This is a genomic window from Paracoccus sp. TOH, assembly GCF_030388245.1.
Taxonomy (GTDB): Bacteria; Pseudomonadota; Alphaproteobacteria; order Rhodobacterales; family Rhodobacteraceae; genus Paracoccus; species Paracoccus simplex.
On the sequence record NZ_CP098360.1, the window covers coordinates 2,080,411 to 2,100,513 of the forward strand.

The window sequence follows — 20,103 nt, forward strand, 5'->3', positions numbered from 1 at the left end:
AGCCCCCTTATGCCTTCAGCGCCGCAATATCGCCCGGCACGCCGATATTCCGCACTGCTGCCTCTTTCGAGATGCGCTTGATCATCCCCGACAGCGCCTTGCCGGCGCCGATCTCCCAGAATTCGGCGACGCCCGCGCCGGCCAGGAACTCGACCGACTCGCGCCAGCGCACCGCGCCGGTCACCTGCTCGACCAGCAGCCGGCGGATGGCGCCCGGCTCGCTCACCGGCTCGGCGCGGACATTGGCGACCAGCGGCACGGCCGGGGCGGCGATTTCGACCGCCGCCAGCGCCTCGGCCATCACCGCCGCCGCCGGCTGCATCAGCGCCGAATGGAACGGCGCCGAGACTGGCAGCATCAGCGCCCGCTTGGCGCCGCGCTCCTTCGCCAGCCCTGCCGCCCGCTCCACGGCGGCCTTGTGGCCCGAAATCACCACCTGCGCCGGATCGTTGTCATTGGCGGCCTGGCAGACCTCGCCCTCGGCCGCGTCCCGCGCGATCTGGTCCACCGCGGCGAAATCCAGGCCCAGGATCGCCGCCATGGCGCCCTGCCCGACCGGCACCGCCTCCTGCATGGCCTGGCCGCGCAGGCGCAAAAGCCGCGCGGTATCGGCAAGGCTCAGCGCCCCGGCCGCGCAAAGCGCCGAATATTCACCCAGCGAATGGCCGGCGACGAAATCCGCGTCCGCGATGCCGAACCCCTCGGCCTCCAGCGCCCGGAAGGCCGCAAGCGAGGTGGCCATCAGCGCCGGCTGGGCGTTCTGGGTCAGGGTCAGCGTCTCGATATCGCCGTTCCAGATCAGCTCCGACAGGCTCTCACCCAGCGCCTCGTCCACCTCGGCAAAGACTGCGCGCGCCGCCGGATAGGCCTCGGCCAATTCGCGCCCCATGCCGACGACCTGGGCGCCCTGCCCCGGAAATACGAATGCCCGCATCGCGGAATCCCTTCTGTCTCATGTCCTTGTGACAGCCTTAGCCCGGCGGGGGACGTCCCGCAACCGCGCCGCTCAGCGCGGAATCACGATCTCGGCCCGCAGCCCGCCCAGCCGCTCGCCCTCGCCCAGCCGCAGCTGGCCGCCATGGGCGCGCGCGATATCGGCGGCGATCGACAGGCCCAGGCCCACGCCCTGGCCGCGATTCTGGTTCCTGGCCGGGTCGAGCCGGGTGAAGGGCTTCAGCGCCTCCTCGCGCTTCTCGGGCGGGATGCCCGGGCCATCATCCTCGACCGAGATGCGGAAATAGCTCGGCCCCAGCGCCGCATCGACCTCGGCGCGTTCGCCATAGCGCACGGCATTGCCGATCAGGTTCTCGACGGCGCGGCGCAGGCTGTCGCGGCGGAAGGTGGCGCGGCCGGCCTCGTCCCCGGTCAGTGCATGCAGAACCACCCGCTGGCCGCCGCGCTGCGCATCGGCGACGATGCCGCGCAGGAAGTCCAGCGCCGGCACCGGCTCGGGCGGCGCGTCCTGGGCCGCATCGCGGGCATGGTCCAGGAAGGCGTCGACCATGGTGCCCATCGCCGCCACGTCGCTTTCCAGCGCCGCGATCTCGTCCGGCTCGGGCGGGTAGTCGGGGCTCAGCATCGACAGGCCCAGCCGCAGCCTGGTCAGCGGCGTGCGCAGGTCGTGGCTGACGCCGGACAGCATCTGCTTGCGCTGTTCGTTCTGGCGCTCGATGCGGGCGCGCATCTCCAGGAAGGCGGTGCCGGCGCTGCGGATCTCGCTGGCGCCGCCGGGACGATAGGGGATGATCCGGCCCTTGCCGTAATCCTCGGCGGCGCGCGCCAGGCGCCTGATCGGCCGCAGCTGGTTGCGCAGGAAGATGGTGGCGATGGCGGTCATCAGAAGCGAGGTGCCGATCATCAGCACCAGCAGCTGATGCGGGTTCGAGGCGCTGACCCGCACCCGCGGAAACACCAGTTGATAGGGGCCCCAGCGGCCCTGCAGCGTCACCCGCACCTCGCGGCGCCGGCTCAGGTCGACGGCGCGCACTTCGGCGACCTTCTCGTGCAGCTCGGTGATGACGATGCGGCCCGAGAGGTCGTAGAAGACCCGCCGGTCCTCGCCCCCGGCCCCGGCCGGCAGGATCAGCTGCAGCCCCAGCGGCCCGGTCACCTCCTGCGCCGCCGCCCGCGCGGCGGCGATATCCGGGGCGGCGTCGATGCGGTGGACGACCAGCCCGATCTCGCTGGCCATGCCCGAGCTCATCTGCCGGGTCACGTCCTCGAAATGCCGCTGCAGGAACATGACGGTGACGACCACGGTCACCACCGCCACCGGCAGGAACAGGATCAGCGCCGCCCGCCCGTAGAGGCCGCGCGGCATCACCCGTTTCAGCCAGTCGAAATTCATCGCCCTTCGCCTCATTGCGGCCTTGGAAAACCGGCCGGCCCGCGTCTAGGTTAACCGCATGACAAGCACCGAGAAAGCCCTGCGGATCATCACCGCCGACAATCCCTCGCCCCTGACCGGGCCGGGCACCAACACTTTCCTGCTGGGCCGCGACCAGATCGCGGTGATCGACCCCGGCCCCGACCTGCCCGCCCATCGCCAGGCGATCCTGGCCGCGGCCGGGCATGGGCGGATCAGCCATATCTTCGTGACCCATGCGCATCTGGATCATTCCGGCGGCGCCCGGGCCCTGGCGCAGGCCACCGGCGCGCCCATCCTGGGCTTCGGCCCGGCCGAGGCCGGGCGCTCGGCGGTGATGGCGCGCCTGGCGCGCGAGGGCGGCATCGCCGGCGGCGAGGGACTCGACCGCGATTTCCTGCCCGACATCGCGCTGGCGGACGGCGCCGCGGTCGAAAGCGACGAATGGCGCCTGACCGCGCTGCACACGCCCGGCCATTTCGCCGGCCATCTGAGCTTTCGCCACGAGGCGGTGATCTTTTGCGGCGACGTGGTGATGGGCTGGTCCTCGACGCTGATCTCGCCGCCCGACGGCGACCTGGCGGATTACTTCCGTTCGCTGGCGCGGCTCGATTCGGCGGACGCGCGGCTTCTGCTGCCGGCGCATGGCGCGGCGGTGGGCGATCCCGCGACCCGGCTGGCCGAGCTTGCCGCGCATCGCCGCGAGCGTACGGCGCAGATTCTGTCGGCGCTGCGGGCCGGTCCCGCCACGGCCGAAAACCTTGCGCGGCGAATCTATGAGGTGCCGCCGGCACTGATTCCCGCCGCCACCCGCAACGTGCTGGCGCATCTGATCGCGCTGTCCGAGCTTGGCGCGGTCTCGACCCCGGGTCCGATCGCGGCGGATTCGGAGTTTTCGCCGCATTGAGCGGCGGGTGACGGACCCGTCATGCAGATTTTTCGCTACCGGGAAAAAAATCCGCAAACCCCTCTGGACGACCCGAAACAGCGCGGCTATACACCGCCCCGTGTTCCGGCGTAGCTCAGCGGTAGAGCAGTTGACTGTTAATCAATTGGTCGTAGGTTCGATCCCTACCGCCGGAGCCAAAATTTCCCAAGCTACGAGAATTGTTGTGTAAATCAGCCCTGCGGGGCGGTGTGCGACAAGGGTGTCATACGTATGACACCTGCAGGCCACGGCGAGGCAGCCCGATAAGGGGGTATTGCCTTGGGCTTGCAGACGCATGTTTTCCGTCGTGGCGCGACCTATGTTTGGCGCCGACGCCTGCCTCTTTCGCTGGGTGGCGCGCTGATGCAGGTCAGCCTGCGCACCCGCGATCCCTTGATTGCCCGGCGTCTTGCCTTACTTCTGGGGGCAGAGGGGTGTCGGGTGTTCGACCAGATGATGCAAAGCAAACTCAGCCGGGACGAAGCGCGCAGCCTGTTGCAGGCGGCGATTCTGCGGGCTTTGGATCAGATCGAGGCGGCCCGCGCCAATATTCCCGACCGCACCGCCCCGGACGCTTGGCAGCAGGCGCTGAGTGCCGACTGGGTGATGGGCAAGGCCTGCGAACTGGTCGGCCATCGCGGCGCGGCAGCCGCGCCGGTTCCCGATAGCGATCGCGACGCCATGCGCGTTGAGGGGCGCAGCGACGCCGAAATTGCTTCGGTCAGCCATCATGTCGACATGCTTGCGCAGAATTTTGACCGCGACCCGCGGCTTGGTCCGAACCGCCCGGGATACGATTTGATGTGCAGGGCACTGGGCCGGGACAAATTCAGTCAGGGCGAGGTGAATAACGGGCGCCAAATCGTGCAGCGCGGGCGTGGCGCGGCCTATCAGATCGCCAGCCTCGGGCACCTGCCCGCGATCGAAACCGCTGCAGCCGAGGCCATGGATCTGGCCGAGGGGCGCAAGCCCGTCACCAAACATGCGCCGGTGTCGCAGCCTGTTCAGCCGCAGCTGGTGCTGATTCCCCCGGCCGCTGAGCCGTCCCCCGCAGGACTGACGCCCTCAGAACCATCCCCCGCAGAACCTGCGGCGCTTTATGATCCTTCGATTGCGGCGCTGGCCGACCGGCTGATGGCACAGAAAAAGCGTCAGAAGATGTCCGCGCAGATGATCGACCAGATGCACAAGGTCTATGACCTGTTCATCGAGGCGACCGGCGTCTCGGACATCCGGCAGCTGCGGCAGGAGCATCTGGCACGTTTTATCGACGTGCTGAACCAACTGCCCAAGTCCTATCGCAAGTCGCCAAAGGACCGGCTGAAGACTCTGGCCCAGATCCTTGACGCCGCGCAGGGCAAGCCGGTTGGACTGTCGCCGACGACGATCAACCGCAACATCGACTATATCGGCCAGCTTCTGAAAAAAGCGCGCAGCGAGGGCTTTACCTCGGTGGTGATGCTGGATCCCGGCAGCCTGCGCGAACGCAAGAGCCGCCGCGACCGGGACGAGCGCCCGGCCTTCACCCTCGAGGATATCGGCAAAATCTTCAGCCACCCGATCTGGCACGGCTGGAAAAGCAAACGCCATTGGCAGGAGCCGGGCTCGAACCTGATCCGCGACGGGCTGTTCTGGGTGCCGATGATTGCGGCCTTGACCGGCGCGCGCGGGGCCGAGATTGCAGGCCTCAAGGCCGAGGATCTCGAGGTCATCGACGGCATCCCGGTGATGCATTTCCGGCCGAACCCGAACCGGGGTCTGAAGAACCTGGTGTCGGAGCGCACCCTGCCGCTGCATCCGCAACTGGTCGCACTTGGGCTGATGGAGCACGCCCGCCTGGCGCTGACGGGACCGCGTGGCGATCTGTTCCCCGATCAGCGGCCAAAGTCCGGCACCAAGTTCGGCGACCCGCTGGACTACCGCTTCCGGCTGCTGATCCAGCGCCAGCTCTCGGGCAATCCCGAGGGCAAAGTGCTGCACAGCTTCCGGCACTATGTCGCGACGCAGCTGGGCCGGATCGAGGGCTTGCGCGAACAGGTGCGCAAGGACATCCTTGGCCATGCGGGCGACTCGATCACCGCCGAGCGCTATAGCGAGACGACCCCGCTGGCCGCCAAGCTGGCAGCCCTTCGTCAACTGCCCCCGCTGCCCGTGCGCGATCTCGCGGCAGATGTTCGGGCCGTTGAAGCTGTGCGGGCCGTGGCCCGCAAGACCCGCAAGGATGGGCCTTGCCCGTCCGCGCAGTTGCCCCTTGGGCGACGGAGCGCCTCCCCGGCGTAAGGGGCAGACCACCGAGGTAGCTTTAGCTACCTATAGTCTGTCACTATGGGTAGGCCGAAGGCGCTGAATTGCCCCTCCAAACTTCCGCGTGCGATCCTCTTCTTCCTGCTGCGATGCGGCCCTCTGATCCCGCCGTTCGCAGCACCTGACGGACCGCCATTTGCAGCGATCTGCCGCCCGCATTCGGCACCCGCCGGAATGGCGCCGACATATTTCTGAAATTCGAGGCCGTTAGCGCCTTAGGTTTTTTCGCGGATGCGCGATAGCTGGATGGCCATGATCCAAACCAGGGACCCCAATCATGGCCTTCCAATTCGTCCATATCGAGACCTACGCAGAGCAACCCAAAGCCGTCAAAGGCGCCCCGGACCAGTTCAACAGCGCCGAACAGGTTCTGGGTGAGGCCGCGCGCGAGGGGCATTTCTCGCAGCATGTCGAGAACCCGCAAGAAGCAATACAGCTGATGTATCCCGGCTCGATCACCCTGGCCGAATTGCGGGCAAAACGCGCCGCCCTTCTCGCCGGGATCCGCGAAACCGTGACAGGCGCGAACGGAAAGACCTATACGCGCAGACTGCGTGCCGATGCAGCCACCCTCTATACCGAGATCCATTCGCATCCGATGACGCCGCAGGACATGAAGGCTGATCCGGATAAAAAACGTCAGATTTCTGTCTGGATAAAACGTATCGTCAGGGATTTCACGGCCCGCATGCCAGTCGGCATCGACTGGACGGTTGTCGTGCATCTGGACGAAGGCCATGTGCATATCCACATTCTCGCCATCAACACGCCCGATCCGAAACTTGATGCCAACAAACTGCATGTCGGCAAATGCGCAGCCGCCCGGTGGCGCGCTTGCAACGACAGCGATGTCATCGCCCCGCTGCCAAAACCGGAACTGATCGCGCGCCCCCTGAAACCGAAAAAAGAACGCTCCAGCAAAAATCGACAGACCCAGGCCAAGCGCGATGCGCGCCATGCAGAAGCCGTTGTCGCATGGGAAGAGTCCTGCGTGTCGATCGACGCTGTAAATACGGCCCGCATCTCGCAGTGGGAAACCGCAAACACCGCACACATCAAAGCTGCTCGCCTTCTGCGGGGAAAACCCGGCGTCCAGCGCGCATTCAACGACGAGATGAAAGCCTTTCAGGATCGCTATTATGATGCCGTCGGCAAATATTGCGGCCTGCTGCGCGTCGGTCCGCACCTCACTCGAAAATCGACCAAGGCCTATGCCGCCGATAAAGCCCAGGCAAAGCACATCGCCGAGACCCTTGCCGAGTCCGAGCGGACACAGGAGCAGTTGTTGGAGCAACGTAAAGATTTGGACAGACAGCAGGCCGAGTTGTCGCAGATCGACCACGAGCAGAGGATCAGGCAAGAATCCCTGGAGGCGCGAGAGGATCGCCTGATCGCCGATCAGACGGAATTCGCCCGCGGGGAAGATATGATCCGGAAAAAGGTAAAGGTGGCACGGCAGGATCTGGAGCGGGAAAGGTCTGAGATAGCGGCGGCGCAGCGCGAGAAAGAGCAGCAGCTTGCGGAGCAAGCTGCTGCCTTGAAGAAAAAGGAACATGAACTGGTCCAGACGGCGATTGCCCTCAAGAACCAGCGTGAAGAGTTCGACGATGCCGTCGAAGCCATGGATGAGGTGCTCACCGCCGTCGAATCCGGCGAGACCACGGTCGACGGCGGAAAGCTGAATTTCCAGCGCATGCCCGCATTCTTGCACGGTATGCGCAACATCGCCCCTGAGCAGCGCAGCCCGATACAGAAACTCGTGGGACGGTTCATCAACGTGATCAACCGCTTCCAACAGGGCATTGATGCGATGCGATTTGGACGCGGGTCCGATAACGACAGCCAGTCACCGGGACTCTAGGGCATGATCGCCGTGCCGTGCGGCGCAGCTCTGCCCGAAGACTGAGTGTCAGCGTCTTTGATTCCGTAGTGGGTAAACGCCCTTACTGCCCTAGAACATAGACCACCGGCGTCCTGCCTTCTGCCCCTTCGATGGCATAGATTGTGATCTCCCGGCGGATGGGCTCGACGCCGGTGGTGTTTTTCAGGGGGTCATAGGGCGGGTTGGCGGTCAGGGGGTGGCCTGCGCCTGCGGCGAAGGTCGGGACGCCGCGGCCGCCGGTGATCGGGGCTTTGCGGGCCTGGCGGATGTCCTCGCGGTCGTAATCGGCGATGGTGGTGAGGCCCTCGAAGGCGGTTGCGGCATCGCCGAGGAAGGCCTTGAAGGCCGCCTCGGCGCTGGTGGCAGAGGGCTGTTCGATGACGCCGTAAGCGCCGGTCAGGACATGGTTGCCGTCTTTGGGTTCAAAGATCAGCACCGCGCAGCGGTCCAGCGCCTCAGGGGTGTAGCAGGCGAGACCCGGGCCGAGGCCCCTTGTGTCGACCGCGCCCGCGCCGCTGCCGTAAAGCAGGTCGGTCACGCTGATATGCTCGCCGTCCTGCGGCATCCAGGCCGCCTCGCGCTGCTGCAGATACAGTCGGAACCCCTTGGCCGGATGATGGGCCTCGTCCTGCTGCACCGCGCCGTCCTTCCAGAAATAGGCCACGCGTTTGGCGGTGCTCCAGTTGACAAAATCGCTGCTGGCCATCACAGGCCAGTGGGGTTGCAGCTGCTGTTTCGCCTCGTCCCAACTCGTGCCCAGCGGCGGGATCCCGGCGGCGATCAGGATGGTTTGCCGCGCGGCCTCGGTCTGCGCAGCCACGGTTTTGGGGTCGGCGGCGATGGCGTCCGGCGGGGTAATCTGGCCGATCTCGCTGCCCCTGGTGGTGGAAAAGGTGACGCTGGCGACATGGCCTTCGTAGCCGCCGCTGCGGGTCTGCGATTTGCGGATGTCGCGGATGTCGACCCGCGCCAGCAGGCTGTCCTGGCCGATTTTCTGGCGCAGGGCGCGGCCTTCATTCCTAGTCGCGGGAAACAGCGCGACATCCTGCCAGTTGCGGAAGAACAGGCTACGACCCAGTGACAGCGGCAGACGCGAGGTCGGGGTGAAGATGCTGACCGGAAAGCCGCCCCGCGCGCTGTCGTAATCGCCGAATTCGGCGCGGATCGACAGAACCACCTCGGCCGTGGCCGGGTCGATCATGGCGCGGTCGGCGGCAAGGCGGGCCATGACCCTGGTCAGCGCCTCGTCGCGGCTGAACTCATCGGCGGCGAGATATTCGGGGGCCTGCAGCGCCAGCGATTCAAGGTCGGGCGCGGTGCCGTCGAGGGTGTCCAGAAAGGCGTTCCACCAGGCGGAATCGGGGTCGGTATAGGTTTCGGCCAGCGACGGGGTGGCCAAAGGCACGGCCAGGATCAGGCCAAGGCAGGTGGTCAGGCCAAGGCAGGTGGTCAGGGCGAGGGTCTTGAACATGGGCAGTCCTCCGGAAACGGGCATAAAGCAGGATGACCACCGCGCAGGGGCACGGCGGGTGTGGCTGGGGCATGGGATCGTTGGGCGGCGGAGCCTGCGCGCCGCGCGGGGGCTGCGTTCGTCAGCTGTCCGCGTTGCGCATCGCGGCCCGGACGCAGAGATCCTAGCGGATCAGCGCCTCGAAGCTGGCGAACGTCCCGTCGGGCGTCGGACGATATCCGAAGCCTTGCAGCGTCGCCTCGATGTTGCGGCCGGGATCGACGCCCGGATGGCAGGCGCGCAGATACATGTTCGCGACCAGTTCGTTTGCGCCAAAGATCTGGCCGAGGTTCAGGCCCTGATAGCCGCCGCCCTGCAAGCCAAACGCCGGGCGGGCGGTGCTGCAAAAGAACCGCACCTCGGAGGGCGCGTCGAATTGCAGGTGCTTTTTCGGTGTATCGGGCCGGTCCGAGACTGCCTGACGCAGCGTGACCCGGACCAGATCGCCCGGAACCCGCGACGAGCCCTGAGCTTCGACGCGTCGGTCGCTCTGGTCGTAATGCAGGCATTCGCCCATCTTGCAGCGGCCGAGGTAGCTCTCGGCCGCGACCGGGCTGGCAAGGGCGGCCAGTGCCAGACCGAGGAAAAGGGATTTGGGATTCATGCGGCACTCCTGCGAAAGACGTGTGAGATCAAAGGGGATTGGGGCAAACGTCAGGCAGCGGTCCTCAGCGGAACCAATATTCCCGACCGCGGCTGAAGATCACGCTGCCAGACTGAAAGACCAGCCCCAGCGCCACGGCGCCGCAGACGACGGCGCCTTCCCACACGCCGGTCGCCCAGAACACCACGAGCCCCGCCAGAGACAGTGCCAGCAGGCGCCGCAGCTTGGGGATCTTTTCCGGGCCGACGACCCGGCCGCTGGCGATGCGGCCGACGCCGCGCTGTGCGTGACAGGCCGGGCAGGTCCGGACGCTGCGCTTGACCGGCGTGCCACAGTGGCCGCAGTCGATGGTGGGGGATTGCTCAGGCATCGCGGGCCTCCGTCAGATCACGATTTGAATTCATAGCATTTGCGGTGTAACATCCTTCCCGAACCATCCGGAGCACAGCCCTTGTCGATCAAACCCGCGCCCCGCACCGTCGAGCCTTTGGTCGAGGCCTTCGCCACCGTCCTGCGTCGCCGGCGCCTGGCGCAGGATCTGTCGCAAGAGGCGCTGGCCCGGCGCGCCGATGTCTCGATGCGCTTCGTCTCGCTGCTGGAGCTCGGCCGCCACATGCCAACGATCAACACCATGCAGAAACTCGCCAAAGGGCTGGGCGTGCCGCTGTCGGATCTGGTCCGCGAGGCCGAGGCGGAACCGGCGCAGGAATAACGGGGCTGCAGCATCATCCCTTCTCCCGCGCGGCGAGCAGCCGCATCGCATCCGCCAGAACGCCCGCCTCGAACTCGGGCCGCAACTGACCGTCGAGCGAGAGCAGCGCGATCTTGAGGCGCAATTCGGCCAGATTGCCGGACGGCCGCGCCGCAAGCCCGGTCTCGAGATCACGGATGCGGTGCTGGATCCGGTCCATCTCCGCCATCGCCGCACGGCCCTCGTCGCTGGCCGAGAACTCCGCAGCTGCCGCACGAGCGTCGCAGACCGCGTGATCGCTCCAAGCCTGTTCCAGCGCGGACCGAATTGTCAGGAACACCGGATGAATCTGGTGGCCTGCACCTTCCCCGCCGCAGCCAGCCTGCATCAGATGCGACAGTTCCGGCAGCGACAAGCTGTCCGCTTCCTCTGCCGAAACATCATTCAGGCGGCCGTTGTCGATTTTCGGTTCCTGCATCGGCCACCCCTCAACACCGGTTAAACTCACTACACTATGTGAGCAATATACAGTGATATTTACAAGAGGGGCAGCGACAATTATTTCCGGCATCGAAACACGGCCAAAAGACCCACTCATTCCCGCCTTTGCCACGGTTCTGCGAAGGCGGCGCGAGATGCTGGATCTGTCGCAAGAGGCGCTGGCCCGGCGCGCCGGCATCTCGACGGTCTTCGTCGGCAGGGTCGAAAGCACGCGCAACCAGCCGACGATCAATTCCATGCAGAAGCTGGCGAAAGGACTGGACGCGCGGCTCTCGGACCTGATCCGCGAGGCCGAGGCGCTGGCGAAGCGGTGAAGGGTTGGACGCGGCGCAGAGCCGCAGCAGGTGCATACCAGATCATCCGGCGTCCGCGCGCTTACAATCTCTCGCGGTCCTGATTGCACCGCAGAGGTCACGACAGGCTTCCCCCGGACAATGACGCGGCAGGTCACCCTGGATCAGAGACCGCCGATGCGCAGGGCTGCACGGCAATCCGCGTTCAGCATGATCAAATAGTGACAAGCCTCAATTGATCAAATGAAGCATTGATGACGCAGCCTGCGGCTTCGTAGAGTCAGACATGGGTCAATATGTTCATTTGATCATCGGGTGATCTGCTTCATAGCCTCATTGGGTGGAAAGCCTCATTTGATCATGGCGCCAGCGACCAAGACGTTACCCCAGACTTCTATCCAGCATGAGCAAGACGTCGGATTTGAGCTTCAGCCATGTGGACGGGATAGGTAACCGGGGCTGGCGCGACGGGGTTATCCCGGTTCTCTCAGCATCGGCATTCACGCAACTGGTCACGGCCTTCATGGCACCGCCGGGGCCGCTACAAGCTTGCCCGGCCAGTGGCGCGGCAGGCTCCCTTTATCAGCGACCGCCGCTGCGCAGGACCTGCGCTGCAACGCGCGCACGGAATGATCAAATGGGGATAATCTTCATTTGATCAAATGAAGCTTTGATGTCCCAACCTGCGGGTCCGCAGGGATGGGCACAGGCCAGAATGATCATTTGGTGATCTGCTTCATAGGCTCATTTGGTGATTGTCTTCATGTGAACATGGATCGGACCACGGGCGCAGGGTCGGCAAAGGCGGCTGCTCACCGCCCGACCATCATCCGCTAAAATTCTTAACAAACAGTTCCCGCTATGGTCCTGTTGGTGCTTTGCCCCGTCCTGCCCAACGGTTAGGCAGGGGTGAACCACCCGAGACCACGTGATGCATCCCACCCTTGCCGCCCTGACCCTTGTCCTCGCCTGCACGCTGCCCGCCTGTGACAGCGAAACGGTCGGGGCCGATCTGCAGGGCGTGGCCTCGGTCATCGACGGCGACACCATCGAGATCCACGGCGCCCGGATCCGGCTGAACGGCATCGATGCGCCGGAAAGCGGACAGCTTTGCCAGGATCCGCGCGGCACGGCCTGGCGCTGTGGTCAGCAGGCTTCGCTGGCACTGTCAGACCGGATCGGGCGGCAAGTCGTCAGCTGCCAGGAAACAGACATCGACCGCTATGGCCGGTCTGTGGCGGATTGCTTTGCGGGCGGCGAGAACCTGAACCGCTGGATGGTGCGCGAGGGCTGGGCCGTGGCCTACCGACAATATTCAACGGCCTATATCGCCGCCGAGGATCACGCCCGGACCGGTCAGCGCGGGATCTGGCAAGGCCGTTTCGACATGCCCTGGGATTGGCGTGCGGAACGTCGTAGCGGTCAGAATGTGGCACCGACAATGCAGAGGCTTTACGAATTCGCAGGACAAAACTGGTCCTGCAGCCCGCGCCGGACCTGCTCGCAGATCGGCAGCTGCGACGAGGCGCGCTGGTATCTGCAGAACTGCCCCTGGGGCCGCAGGCTCGACCGCGACAATGACGGCATCCCCTGCGAGAGCATCTGCTGAGAGAGATTCAGGCGGTCCGGCATCTCGGCGCGGGGTTGTGTCGCCTGCGATGACTGCCGGATCGTCAGTTCACTGCGGCTATACTGCCAGTCGCGTCACCGACCAGCCGCCGCTGTGCCCTTTGCGCAGCCAGGCCGCGACCAGTTGAAAGCCACTCTGCGGCCAATCCTTCGGCGTGTCGATCAAGACCAGCTCGGCAATGCCGAACCCGGCCTCGTCCAGATCGCGCAGCCGCGCCTTCGTGGTTAGATTGGTCAACGGCGCGAGCCAGACGACATTCGGCGCAATCCGCATGGCATGGCGGGTAAAATCGCGCAGCCGCGACCAGGGCGGATTGGTCATCACCCAATCGACCGGCTCGCGCCAGTCCAGGAAATCGCGGCCCTCGGTGATCTCGCACCAATCCCGCTCCAGATGGGCCGGGAAGCGGTCGTGAAACGCCCCCTGCCCTCTGGCCGGATCCAGGACGCTGCCCGTCATCCGCCCGGCGAAATGCCCGATCATCGCTGTCGCCAGCTCCGGCGACGTCATGACCAGATCGTGCGCCGGGCAATTTGTCGCGGGCACCAGACCACCACGTCCCAAGGGGGCCGCACGCAAAACCGGCCTGACGCCCAGCACCGCCGCCGCCCTGACCAGCGTCGCCACCGTCGCGCCCAGATCCCGCTCGAGCGCGATGATAACCGGTCGGCTGACCCCGATCCGATCGGCCAGTTGCGCCTGGCTCAGTCCATGCGCCCGCCGCCGATCCCCCAGAGCCCGCGCCGCCTGCACACGATCCGGCGCCCAGCCCCAGCGCAGATCCAGCACCGCCATGACTGCGACCAGCGCCCGCACACCGCCTTCGCCCCGCTCGAGCGCCCGCAGCGTCGGTAGACTGATCCTGGCAGAGGCCGCGACTGAAGCTTGTGTCAGTCCATATAAGCGACGCGTTGTGCGCAGGGCATTCATGTCAAGAATTGCTTGCTTTTATTGCAATCAAAAGGAAATGATTCATGACACTATCTGCACCGAATCATTCCGTCGACGCCAGACGAAAAACGTTGAGAAGGGCGGGAAGCGGTCTGACGGCAGTGCGGCGTGGGAGCCGCAGCGAACTTGAGGAAGCAGACATTCATCCGCGGCGCAGCAAGCACCATCCCCTGCGGCCGGCGACGGGCGGTGAGCTGCCTGTGATGCCGCGGCATCACATCCGCAAAATACAGCGATAGCTGCCGTTCTCCAGCGCCTCCGAGGCAGGCATCCTCGTCGAAGCCGCCGCTCGAGCGGAACTGTTACGATTGGGAATATGGCGCTCGCAACCGCGCCAATGGAGCCCAATCATAGAACGTGCCAACTAGAGCCTCGAACCGGATCACCTGATCGCACTACAGACGTTTCTTTCCTGTGGACAACTTCATTATCAACTGGTTGAGTTCGCAGTATCAACAAAATAAGCTATTGGAAAAGATCACCAACCCAAGGCCGAGCAGAGTGGAACAAGCTGAATTTATAGCACTGGTATGCTCACGCCCACAGAACTTTGCATGGTTTCTGGGTGCCGGGGCTTCTCGGTCTGCTGGACTACCAACAGCGACCGACCTGCTTTGGGATATGAAACGGCGCTATTATTGCCGCGAAGAAAACCAAGACATCTCACGCCAGGAGATGCAAGTCGTAGCCATTCAGGACAAAATACAGGCGTATATTGAGTCTCAAGGTTTTCCTCCACTTTGGGACGACATGGAATACCCCGAATGTTTCATCAGAATTTTCGGTGACGACAAGGAACGCCAAAGAAAATACATCAAAGCCATGCTTTCGGAAGAGCATGTGTCCCTCTCGGTCGGACACCGCGTTCTTGGGGCGATGATGGCATCGGGCCTGACGCGCACTGTTTTCACAACGAATTTTGACACCGTGATTGAGAAGGCTGTCGCAGAAGTGGCCGGAACCTCGCTTGCGGCCTATCACATTGAAGGTGCCAGCTCAGCCAACGAAGCGCTGAATAACGAAGAATTTCCGATATATTGCAAGCTTCATGGCGACTTCCGCTACGATAGTATCAAGAACCTACCGGAAGATCTTGCGACACAGAACATACATCTTGCGCAATGCCTGATCAACGCGGCAAATAGATTTGGATTTGTGGTCTCCGGATATAGCGGGCGCGACGAAAGCATCATGGAAATGTTCCGCGCGGCGCTTGCCGTGAGCAATCCATTCCCACATGGCCTATACTGGACAGGGATGGCGAGGAAACCCATCAAAATCGTGAGCGATTTACTGGACGCAGCCAAAGCGAAAGGCATTCGGGCTGAGTACGTGCAGATTGAAACCTTTGACTCACTGCTCTCAAGAATATGGCGCAATATCGACGGAAGATCGGAAACGCTTGATGGCAAAGTGAGAAAATCTGAGACCTCGCGTGTTGCGATCCCGCTCCCCAAAAATGGCTCGCAGAACGCATTGCTGCGTTTGAACGCCTTGCCCATACAAAACCTGCCGTCTCAATGTCTTCAGCTTAACTTCAAAGTCCCTGTAGAATGGAGCGATCTTCGCAAAGCCCAGCATGAAACCGACGGACGCCTCGTTCTAACTAAGGCTGAACATGTCTGGTGCTGGGGGGAAGAAATTGTCGCCAAAGATCAATTTGGTGCTGCGTTGAACTCCATCGATGCCGCCGAATTACCGCACGACCTTTCTCGCCCGGAGAACTTGCATCTAAGAGGATTTCTGGAAGATGCTCTCGCAAAATCTCTTGCTCGCTCCAAACCTCTGCTGGCTAGAACGACACGCACTGGAACTTGGCTGATTGTTGATCGGCATTCCGAAGACCTAGCTACATTGTCGTCCCTGCAACAGGTTGTCGGAAAAGTATCCGGTAAGATACCCGGCCTATTTACTGAAGTCGACGAGAGTTTTCCACGGCAGGAGCAAATAGAATGGGCGGAAGCAGCTCGGATATCTCTCGATGTCAAACAAGATAAGGCTTGGCTCCTAGTTGATCCAGACATCTGGATATGGCCGCCCCGAGGGCGCCGAATTGCAACTGATTTTCTTGATAAACGAAGGGGAAGCCGTTTCAATGATACGTTCAATGCCTTGCTTAGTGCATGGGTAAACCTTCTTTTAGGGCCACATGAGAGAAATAGCGATATCCAAGTCAGCCCCTTTGACAACGGCAGCGCAGTCGAAAACCCGCGCTTCACGTTGGGTAGCCGTACGGCATTCTCCAAGAGGTCTCGATGACGCAATCTCATGATCGCGAGCTTTCTGGTTTTGCCTGCTTGCCCGAGCCCGACCTAATATTTAACGGGGGCAAAGTCCATAAGCATCCGTTAATGGGACTGATTGAGCATGGCCCTTACGGGCTGAAGTTTGGAACACTTCCCTCCGTTCGCTTCGCTCTCGTTGCGCCGGAGAGAGAACTAGGAAAGCTTCGCCGTCTTGTGGGTGAGCTGCAATCAAAGGCCTGTCCGATTGAAGCAAAGAACTATTATCCTGAATATCCTGGCTTCGAGGCGCTGTTCAGAGCGCCCATCGCGACTGTTGACAACGCGCTGGAAGTTAAGTTTTCCAGTGATCTGGATGAATTCGCGCGAAACCGCTTGAAGCTTGAGCTTGCCCAGGGGCTATTTCGTTGCATTGCCCGGCTATCGTCTTTGCGCAGCAACTTTGACGTTGCTCTGGTACTCCTGCCTGATGAGTGGGCATCTTGTTTTGAAGGTGAGAACTTCGATTTTCACGACTTCCTCAAGGCCTATTGCGCGCCATCTGACATCCCGATCCAGATCATTCGGCAAGCCAGCTTCAGCCGTAGATGCCGCGCGAACGTCATGTGGGGCCTTAGTGTCGCGCTATACGCCAAAGCTGGCGGCATCCCGTGGAAGTTGACGGGCCTCGCACCTGACGAAGCTTTCATCGGCATTAGCTATGCGATGAAAACAGACAAGAAAACAGGCACACAGTATAGCACCTGTTGCAGTCAGGTCTTTGACCCTGACGGAACCGGCTTCAAGTTCGTGGCATACGATACGAAGGACTTTACCCAAGACAGTCAAAAGAATCCTTACCTCTCTTACTATGAGATGCAGTCGGTTTTGACCCGAAGTTTAGAGATCTATCAGCGCGGCCATCTCGGGGTTGCGCCAAAGAAAGTCACAATCCACAAAAACACCTCGTTCACGGACGAAGAAATACTTGGCGCATTTGATAGCTTCCGTGCAAGCACTGAGATTGAGTTGGTACAAGTCGTGAAAGGCACCAATTGGAAAGGTGTCAGATTTGACGAGAAATCTCCGCCCTCAGCCCATAAGTACCCGGTTCAAAGAGGGACGTATCTCCCGATCAGCAAGAGCGAAGCACTGCTTTGGACGCAGGGGAGCGTTCAGGGGGTGCACGTCCAGAACCCCCGCTATAACGTCTACAAGGAGGGAGCCCTTAAGCCCACGCCCTCACCTGTCTTGTTGCGCCGCTACTCCGGAGAAGGGGGATGGCATGACACGTGTGCGGGCGTCCTCGGCCTGACCAAGATGGATTGGAACAACAATACGCTTTATAAGAAGCTTCCCGTCACACTGGTGTATTCGAAGGCCTTCGCGGATATTCTCCAACAAAACCCACAGATGGTAGACCGCATCTATGATTTTAGATACTTTATGTGATCTCGTAAATCCCGACATGGCGATCTCGGGCTTGCACTAAAAGCTAATAACATTCATAATCCAAAGTGCTTACGGGCAGACTTCCTGCTGCGCATCGCGGCAAATGACAGCAATGGTAGGCAGGCTGCTTACCTTCAGGTTCCCTTGCGGTATTTCCGATTTTCGGTGTATCGCGACGCTCGCATAAGAGTGCCCGTAAGCACCCAACCCAGAGTACAGGCATTTGAGCTCAATAGAAAATCTACAGAAGGCTAAAAGCCTCACCGACCTCGCCAAACTGTTGGGCTTCACACCCAAGGGTGTCAGCTACGTTCTGTACAAAATGGATGCTGCAAAAAAGTATCGCTCGTTCGACATCCCTAAGAAGTCTGGCGGCACCCGCGCCATTAACGCGCCCGAGCCACAGCTTGCGCTTCTCCAGAGCCGTCTAGCTGCATTACTCTATGCTTGCGTTCAAGAGCGTAAGAAAACCAATCCCCGGTTCTGGTTTGCGTCCCATGGATTCCATCAGGGGCGCACCATCGTCTCTAATGCAGAGGTGCACAAGAGGCGGCGATTTGTCTTCAATCTTGATCTGAAAGACTTCTTCGGCACAATTAATTTCGGGCGCGTTCGCGGCTTCTTCATCAATGACCAGATGTTTTCTCTGGAACCCAAGGTCGCCACTATCATCGCCCAGATTGCGTGCCATGATAATACCCTGCCGCAGGGTAGCCCTTGCTCGCCAGTAATATCAAACCTGATTGGCAATATTCTGGATTCGCGGCTTCTCGCTCTCGCCCGCGATGCGCACTGCACCTATACCCGTTACGCCGACGACCTAACCTTTTCTACCAACGAAAAGCTCTTTCCAACAGAAATTGCAGTAAATGTCCACGGCGCAGAGTGGCAGGTTGGAACGAAGCTCGGGAAGACGATAGAGACCACAGGCTTTTCGATCAATCCAACCAAGACCCGTATGTCCCTACGGCGTTCACGTCAGACCGTCACGGGCCTGGTCGTGAATGATAAGGCCAATATCAATCAGGACTACTACCGGGCGGCACGAGCCATGTGCCATTCTCTCTTCAAAACCGGATACTATTTCAAACCAGGCGATGATGCGACCAGCGGCACTGACAATCTAAATCCGCTAGAGGGAACGCTGTCACACATCTATTTCGTAAAAGCACGACGCGACAGAAAACCAAAGATCAATAAAATGTCGAAGGCGGCAGGAGAGTTCAGCACGCCTCACGCGCCTGAAGACCTCTACCGAAAATTTCTATTTTATAAGTATTTCGCTGCGCCAAAAGCCCCGTTGATCGTGACGGAGGGCATTTCCGACATCACCTACCTTCATTGCGCCATACGTGCTATGGCAAAGAAATTTCCGCTACTCGCCGAGGAAAAAGATGGGAAGATCGCCCGGCGGGTGCAGTTCCTGAAACCATCCGGTACGTCTCGCGACATTCTGAACCTTGGCCACGGCGCCGCGGGTCAGGCTTCCCTGATATCCAGCTACTCGAACAATCTAAAACCGTACGCTCACAAGCCAATGGCCAATCCGGTCATCATACTTTGTGACAATGATGACGGCCCCAAGACAGTGTTCAAGAGTGCGGCAAAGAAACAGAGCGGAGTTAGCATCAGCACAACGACAACCGATCCGTTCTATTATCTAGGCGAAAATCTGTATCTTGTAAAAGTTCCTGAAGGAGCGACGCCGCATCCGCGTGAGATTGAAAATTTGTTCCAGCCTGCCCTCTTGGCGATCAAGCTAAATGGAAAATCCTTTGATCCGAGAAAAGATCATGGTGATGACACCCACTACGGAAAGGTGGCTTTCGCGGAATCCGTGGTGCGACCCAATGCGAGCACTGTAGACTTCTCTGGGTTTGAGGATTTTCTCAAGCGCATCGAGGATGTGCTAAAACACTATGCTGACATTTTTGCTGCTACGGCCGCCGCGCCACCAGCGTCTCCTGCGGTAGCTGCTGGCGGCTCAGGTACACCCTAAGCGAAGTAAATGCAGCTATTGAATTTCACGCATTTCTGCGGGCCGGGTAGCCTTGAGGGTCATTAAACTTTTGCTTCTATGCCCGGGCTTGGTCAAAATTCTGTGCCTGCGAACGAACGCAACCCGCCCTATGAGCCGGCCCTGGACACAATACTGCGTTTTGCACGCAGGATAGCTCAGGGCTGCCTTGCCCCGTCGCTGCGACTTTCCTACACGGCAGATTCGAGGAGTTGTACGTCGAAGCTCGACCGGCAGCTTTGGGCCGTGCACGTGCACAGATTTTGCTCAGGTCTTATCGAGAAATCGGATTTCATCTTCCGCAATAAGCGTACCAGCACGCGTATGCTTCAGCCGATATACATTCATATCAGGCTGGATGCTGAATGCCTTTGAAGTGTCGTACCAGCGATACTGAACGAGGAGGCGTTCATCGCCGACCACCAATTCAAACGCATCGTTGAACTCGGTGAATTTGTCGTCTTCAGCAGCACAGGCCGACATACTGGCCTCGGAGATGGCCCGCAAGACGGGCGCACAATCTTTCGATACGCTTGCTTCACGTCCAGCTGCCAAAATAGCTCGATATGCGTCCGTCGGCGCAGTCATGGTAGCTCCTTCCTTCAGAAAATGGTAACGTGAGATGCTGCCCCTGAGCAATGCAAATGACGACTTCCCAACGAGCAGTAGGCTTCAGACTAGATTCTTAGGTTCAGTAAATCCAACAGATTCGGTCGCAATCTGACGGTCCAATATGGGCCGAACCGTGTCTGC

At 61.2% G+C, this 20,103-nt stretch carries 17 protein-coding genes and 1 tRNA gene; 10 read left to right on the forward strand and 8 right to left on the reverse strand.

The genetic code is table 11. From position 1 onward, the window contains the following. Window positions 1–7 precede the first annotated feature (7 nt). Together fabD and NBE95_RS10320 are read right to left on the reverse strand one after the other, a co-directional pair. Entirely contained in the window at window positions 8–934 is a 927-nt protein-coding gene (gene fabD, locus NBE95_RS10315) for an ACP S-malonyltransferase (RefSeq protein ID WP_289893804.1), read from the reverse strand. Between the two features lie 72 nt (window positions 935–1,006). Further along, window positions 1,007–2,347, reverse strand: coding sequence for an ATP-binding protein (locus NBE95_RS10320; RefSeq protein ID WP_289893805.1), 1,341 nt, complete (start codon window positions 2,345–2,347; stop codon window positions 1,007–1,009). Window positions 2,348–2,405: 58 nt separating this feature from the next. Between NBE95_RS10320 and NBE95_RS10325 the strand changes: the two genes are divergently transcribed. The 4 genes from NBE95_RS10325 to NBE95_RS10340 all read left to right on the forward strand — a co-directional run bounded on the left by NBE95_RS10325 (window position 2,406) and on the right by NBE95_RS10340 (window position 7,458). Next, on the forward strand, window positions 2,406–3,272 hold the full coding sequence (locus NBE95_RS10325) for an MBL fold metallo-hydrolase (protein WP_289893806.1): 867 nt from the start codon (window positions 2,406–2,408) through the stop codon (window positions 3,270–3,272). A 104-nt stretch (window positions 3,273–3,376) separates the two neighbouring features. Continuing rightward, window positions 3,377–3,451 (forward strand) — tRNA-Asn (locus NBE95_RS10330). Window positions 3,452–3,572: 121 nt separating this feature from the next. Then, a complete protein-coding gene (locus NBE95_RS10335) occupies window positions 3,573–5,573 on the forward strand; it encodes a site-specific integrase (RefSeq protein ID WP_289893807.1) in 2,001 nt (666 codons plus the stop codon). Between the two features lie 301 nt (window positions 5,574–5,874). Continuing rightward, on the forward strand, window positions 5,875–7,458 hold the full coding sequence (locus NBE95_RS10340; protein WP_289893808.1) for a Mob protein: 1,584 nt from the start codon (window positions 5,875–5,877) through the stop codon (window positions 7,456–7,458). A gap of 82 nt (window positions 7,459–7,540) precedes the next feature. Here NBE95_RS10340 and NBE95_RS10345 read toward each other — a convergent pair whose 3' ends face one another. From NBE95_RS10345 to NBE95_RS10355, 3 genes are all read right to left on the reverse strand, one after another. Further along, a complete protein-coding gene (locus NBE95_RS10345) occupies window positions 7,541–8,950 on the reverse strand; it encodes a hypothetical protein (RefSeq protein WP_289893809.1) in 1,410 nt (469 codons plus the stop codon). Between the two features lie 163 nt (window positions 8,951–9,113). Further along, window positions 9,114–9,593 carry a hypothetical protein gene (locus NBE95_RS10350; RefSeq protein ID WP_289893810.1) on the reverse strand — a complete coding sequence of 160 codons (480 nt, stop codon included), beginning with the start codon at window positions 9,591–9,593 and terminating at the stop codon, window positions 9,114–9,116. Window positions 9,594–9,657: 64 nt separating this feature from the next. Next, window positions 9,658–9,963, reverse strand: coding sequence for a hypothetical protein (locus NBE95_RS10355; protein WP_289893811.1), 306 nt, complete (start codon window positions 9,961–9,963; stop codon window positions 9,658–9,660). Between the two features lie 81 nt (window positions 9,964–10,044). Here NBE95_RS10355 and NBE95_RS10360 point away from each other — a divergent pair, with 81 nt between their 5' ends. Beyond that, on the forward strand, window positions 10,045–10,305 hold the full coding sequence (locus tag NBE95_RS10360) for a helix-turn-helix transcriptional regulator (protein ID WP_289893812.1): 261 nt from the start codon (window positions 10,045–10,047) through the stop codon (window positions 10,303–10,305). Window positions 10,306–10,318: 13 nt separating this feature from the next. Here NBE95_RS10360 and NBE95_RS10365 read toward each other — a convergent pair whose 3' ends face one another. Further along, window positions 10,319–10,762, reverse strand: coding sequence for a hypothetical protein (locus tag NBE95_RS10365; RefSeq protein ID WP_289893813.1), 444 nt, complete (start codon window positions 10,760–10,762; stop codon window positions 10,319–10,321). A 157-nt stretch (window positions 10,763–10,919) separates the two neighbouring features. Between NBE95_RS10365 and NBE95_RS10370 the strand changes: the two genes are divergently transcribed. Next, window positions 10,920–11,099 carry a helix-turn-helix transcriptional regulator gene (locus NBE95_RS10370; RefSeq protein WP_181870420.1) on the forward strand — a complete coding sequence of 60 codons (180 nt, stop codon included), beginning with the start codon at window positions 10,920–10,922 and terminating at the stop codon, window positions 11,097–11,099. Between the two features lie 910 nt (window positions 11,100–12,009). Beyond that, a complete protein-coding gene (locus NBE95_RS10375; RefSeq protein ID WP_289893814.1) occupies window positions 12,010–12,687 on the forward strand; it encodes a thermonuclease family protein in 678 nt (225 codons plus the stop codon). Between the two features lie 78 nt (window positions 12,688–12,765). On the opposite strand, the gene NBE95_RS10380 is transcribed toward NBE95_RS10375, so the two are convergent. Continuing rightward, the gene (locus NBE95_RS10380) at window positions 12,766–13,638 is read right to left on the reverse strand and encodes a helix-turn-helix transcriptional regulator (protein WP_289893815.1); all 873 of its coding nucleotides are present in this window, start codon (window positions 13,636–13,638) and stop codon (window positions 12,766–12,768) included. Between the two features lie 435 nt (window positions 13,639–14,073). Here NBE95_RS10380 and NBE95_RS10385 point away from each other — a divergent pair, with 435 nt between their 5' ends. The 3 genes from NBE95_RS10385 to NBE95_RS10395 all read left to right on the forward strand — a co-directional run bounded on the left by NBE95_RS10385 (window position 14,074) and on the right by NBE95_RS10395 (window position 19,332). Next, entirely contained in the window at window positions 14,074–15,918 is a 1,845-nt protein-coding gene (locus tag NBE95_RS10385; RefSeq protein ID WP_289893816.1) for an SIR2 family protein, read from the forward strand. After that, a complete protein-coding gene (locus NBE95_RS10390) occupies window positions 15,915–17,333 on the forward strand; it encodes a nuclease PIN (protein WP_289893817.1) in 1,419 nt (472 codons plus the stop codon). The genes NBE95_RS10385 and NBE95_RS10390 overlap by 4 nt, the downstream gene beginning before the upstream one ends. A gap of 280 nt (window positions 17,334–17,613) precedes the next feature. Beyond that, window positions 17,614–19,332, forward strand: a complete 1,719-nt coding sequence (locus NBE95_RS10395; RefSeq protein WP_289893818.1) for a retron Ec67 family RNA-directed DNA polymerase/endonuclease — start codon at window positions 17,614–17,616, stop codon at window positions 19,330–19,332. A 285-nt stretch (window positions 19,333–19,617) separates the two neighbouring features. On the opposite strand, the gene NBE95_RS10400 is transcribed toward NBE95_RS10395, so the two are convergent. Continuing rightward, a complete protein-coding gene (locus tag NBE95_RS10400) occupies window positions 19,618–19,938 on the reverse strand; it encodes a hypothetical protein (protein WP_289893819.1) in 321 nt (106 codons plus the stop codon). Between the last annotated feature and the right edge of the window lie 165 nt (window positions 19,939–20,103).

What these genes read in the sequence shown, in the direction of transcription:
- NBE95_RS10365 (WP_289893813.1), bottom strand. Translation starts at nt 10,762, where the DNA reads ATGCAGGAACCGAAAATCGACAACGGCCGCCTGAATGATGTTTCGGCA.
- NBE95_RS10325 (WP_289893806.1), top strand. Translation starts at nt 2,406, where the DNA reads ATGACAAGCACCGAGAAAGCCCTGCGGATCATCACCGCCGACAATCCC.
- NBE95_RS10390 (WP_289893817.1), top strand. Translation starts at nt 15,915, where the DNA reads ATGACGCAATCTCATGATCGCGAGCTTTCTGGTTTTGCCTGCTTGCCC.
- NBE95_RS10320 (WP_289893805.1), bottom strand. Translation starts at nt 2,347, where the DNA reads ATGAATTTCGACTGGCTGAAACGGGTGATGCCGCGCGGCCTCTACGGG.
- NBE95_RS10350 (WP_289893810.1), bottom strand. Translation starts at nt 9,593, where the DNA reads ATGAATCCCAAATCCCTTTTCCTCGGTCTGGCACTGGCCGCCCTTGCC.
- fabD (WP_289893804.1), bottom strand. Translation starts at nt 934, where the DNA reads ATGCGGGCATTCGTATTTCCGGGGCAGGGCGCCCAGGTCGTCGGCATG.
- NBE95_RS10400 (WP_289893819.1), bottom strand. Translation starts at nt 19,938, where the DNA reads ATGACTGCGCCGACGGACGCATATCGAGCTATTTTGGCAGCTGGACGT.
- NBE95_RS10375 (WP_289893814.1), top strand. Translation starts at nt 12,010, where the DNA reads ATGCATCCCACCCTTGCCGCCCTGACCCTTGTCCTCGCCTGCACGCTG.
- NBE95_RS10340 (WP_289893808.1), top strand. Translation starts at nt 5,875, where the DNA reads ATGGCCTTCCAATTCGTCCATATCGAGACCTACGCAGAGCAACCCAAA.
- NBE95_RS10370 (WP_181870420.1), top strand. Translation starts at nt 10,920, where the DNA reads ATGCTGGATCTGTCGCAAGAGGCGCTGGCCCGGCGCGCCGGCATCTCG.
- NBE95_RS10355 (WP_289893811.1), bottom strand. Translation starts at nt 9,963, where the DNA reads ATGCCTGAGCAATCCCCCACCATCGACTGCGGCCACTGTGGCACGCCG.
- NBE95_RS10345 (WP_289893809.1), bottom strand. Translation starts at nt 8,950, where the DNA reads ATGTTCAAGACCCTCGCCCTGACCACCTGCCTTGGCCTGACCACCTGC.
- NBE95_RS10380 (WP_289893815.1), bottom strand. Translation starts at nt 13,638, where the DNA reads ATGAATGCCCTGCGCACAACGCGTCGCTTATATGGACTGACACAAGCT.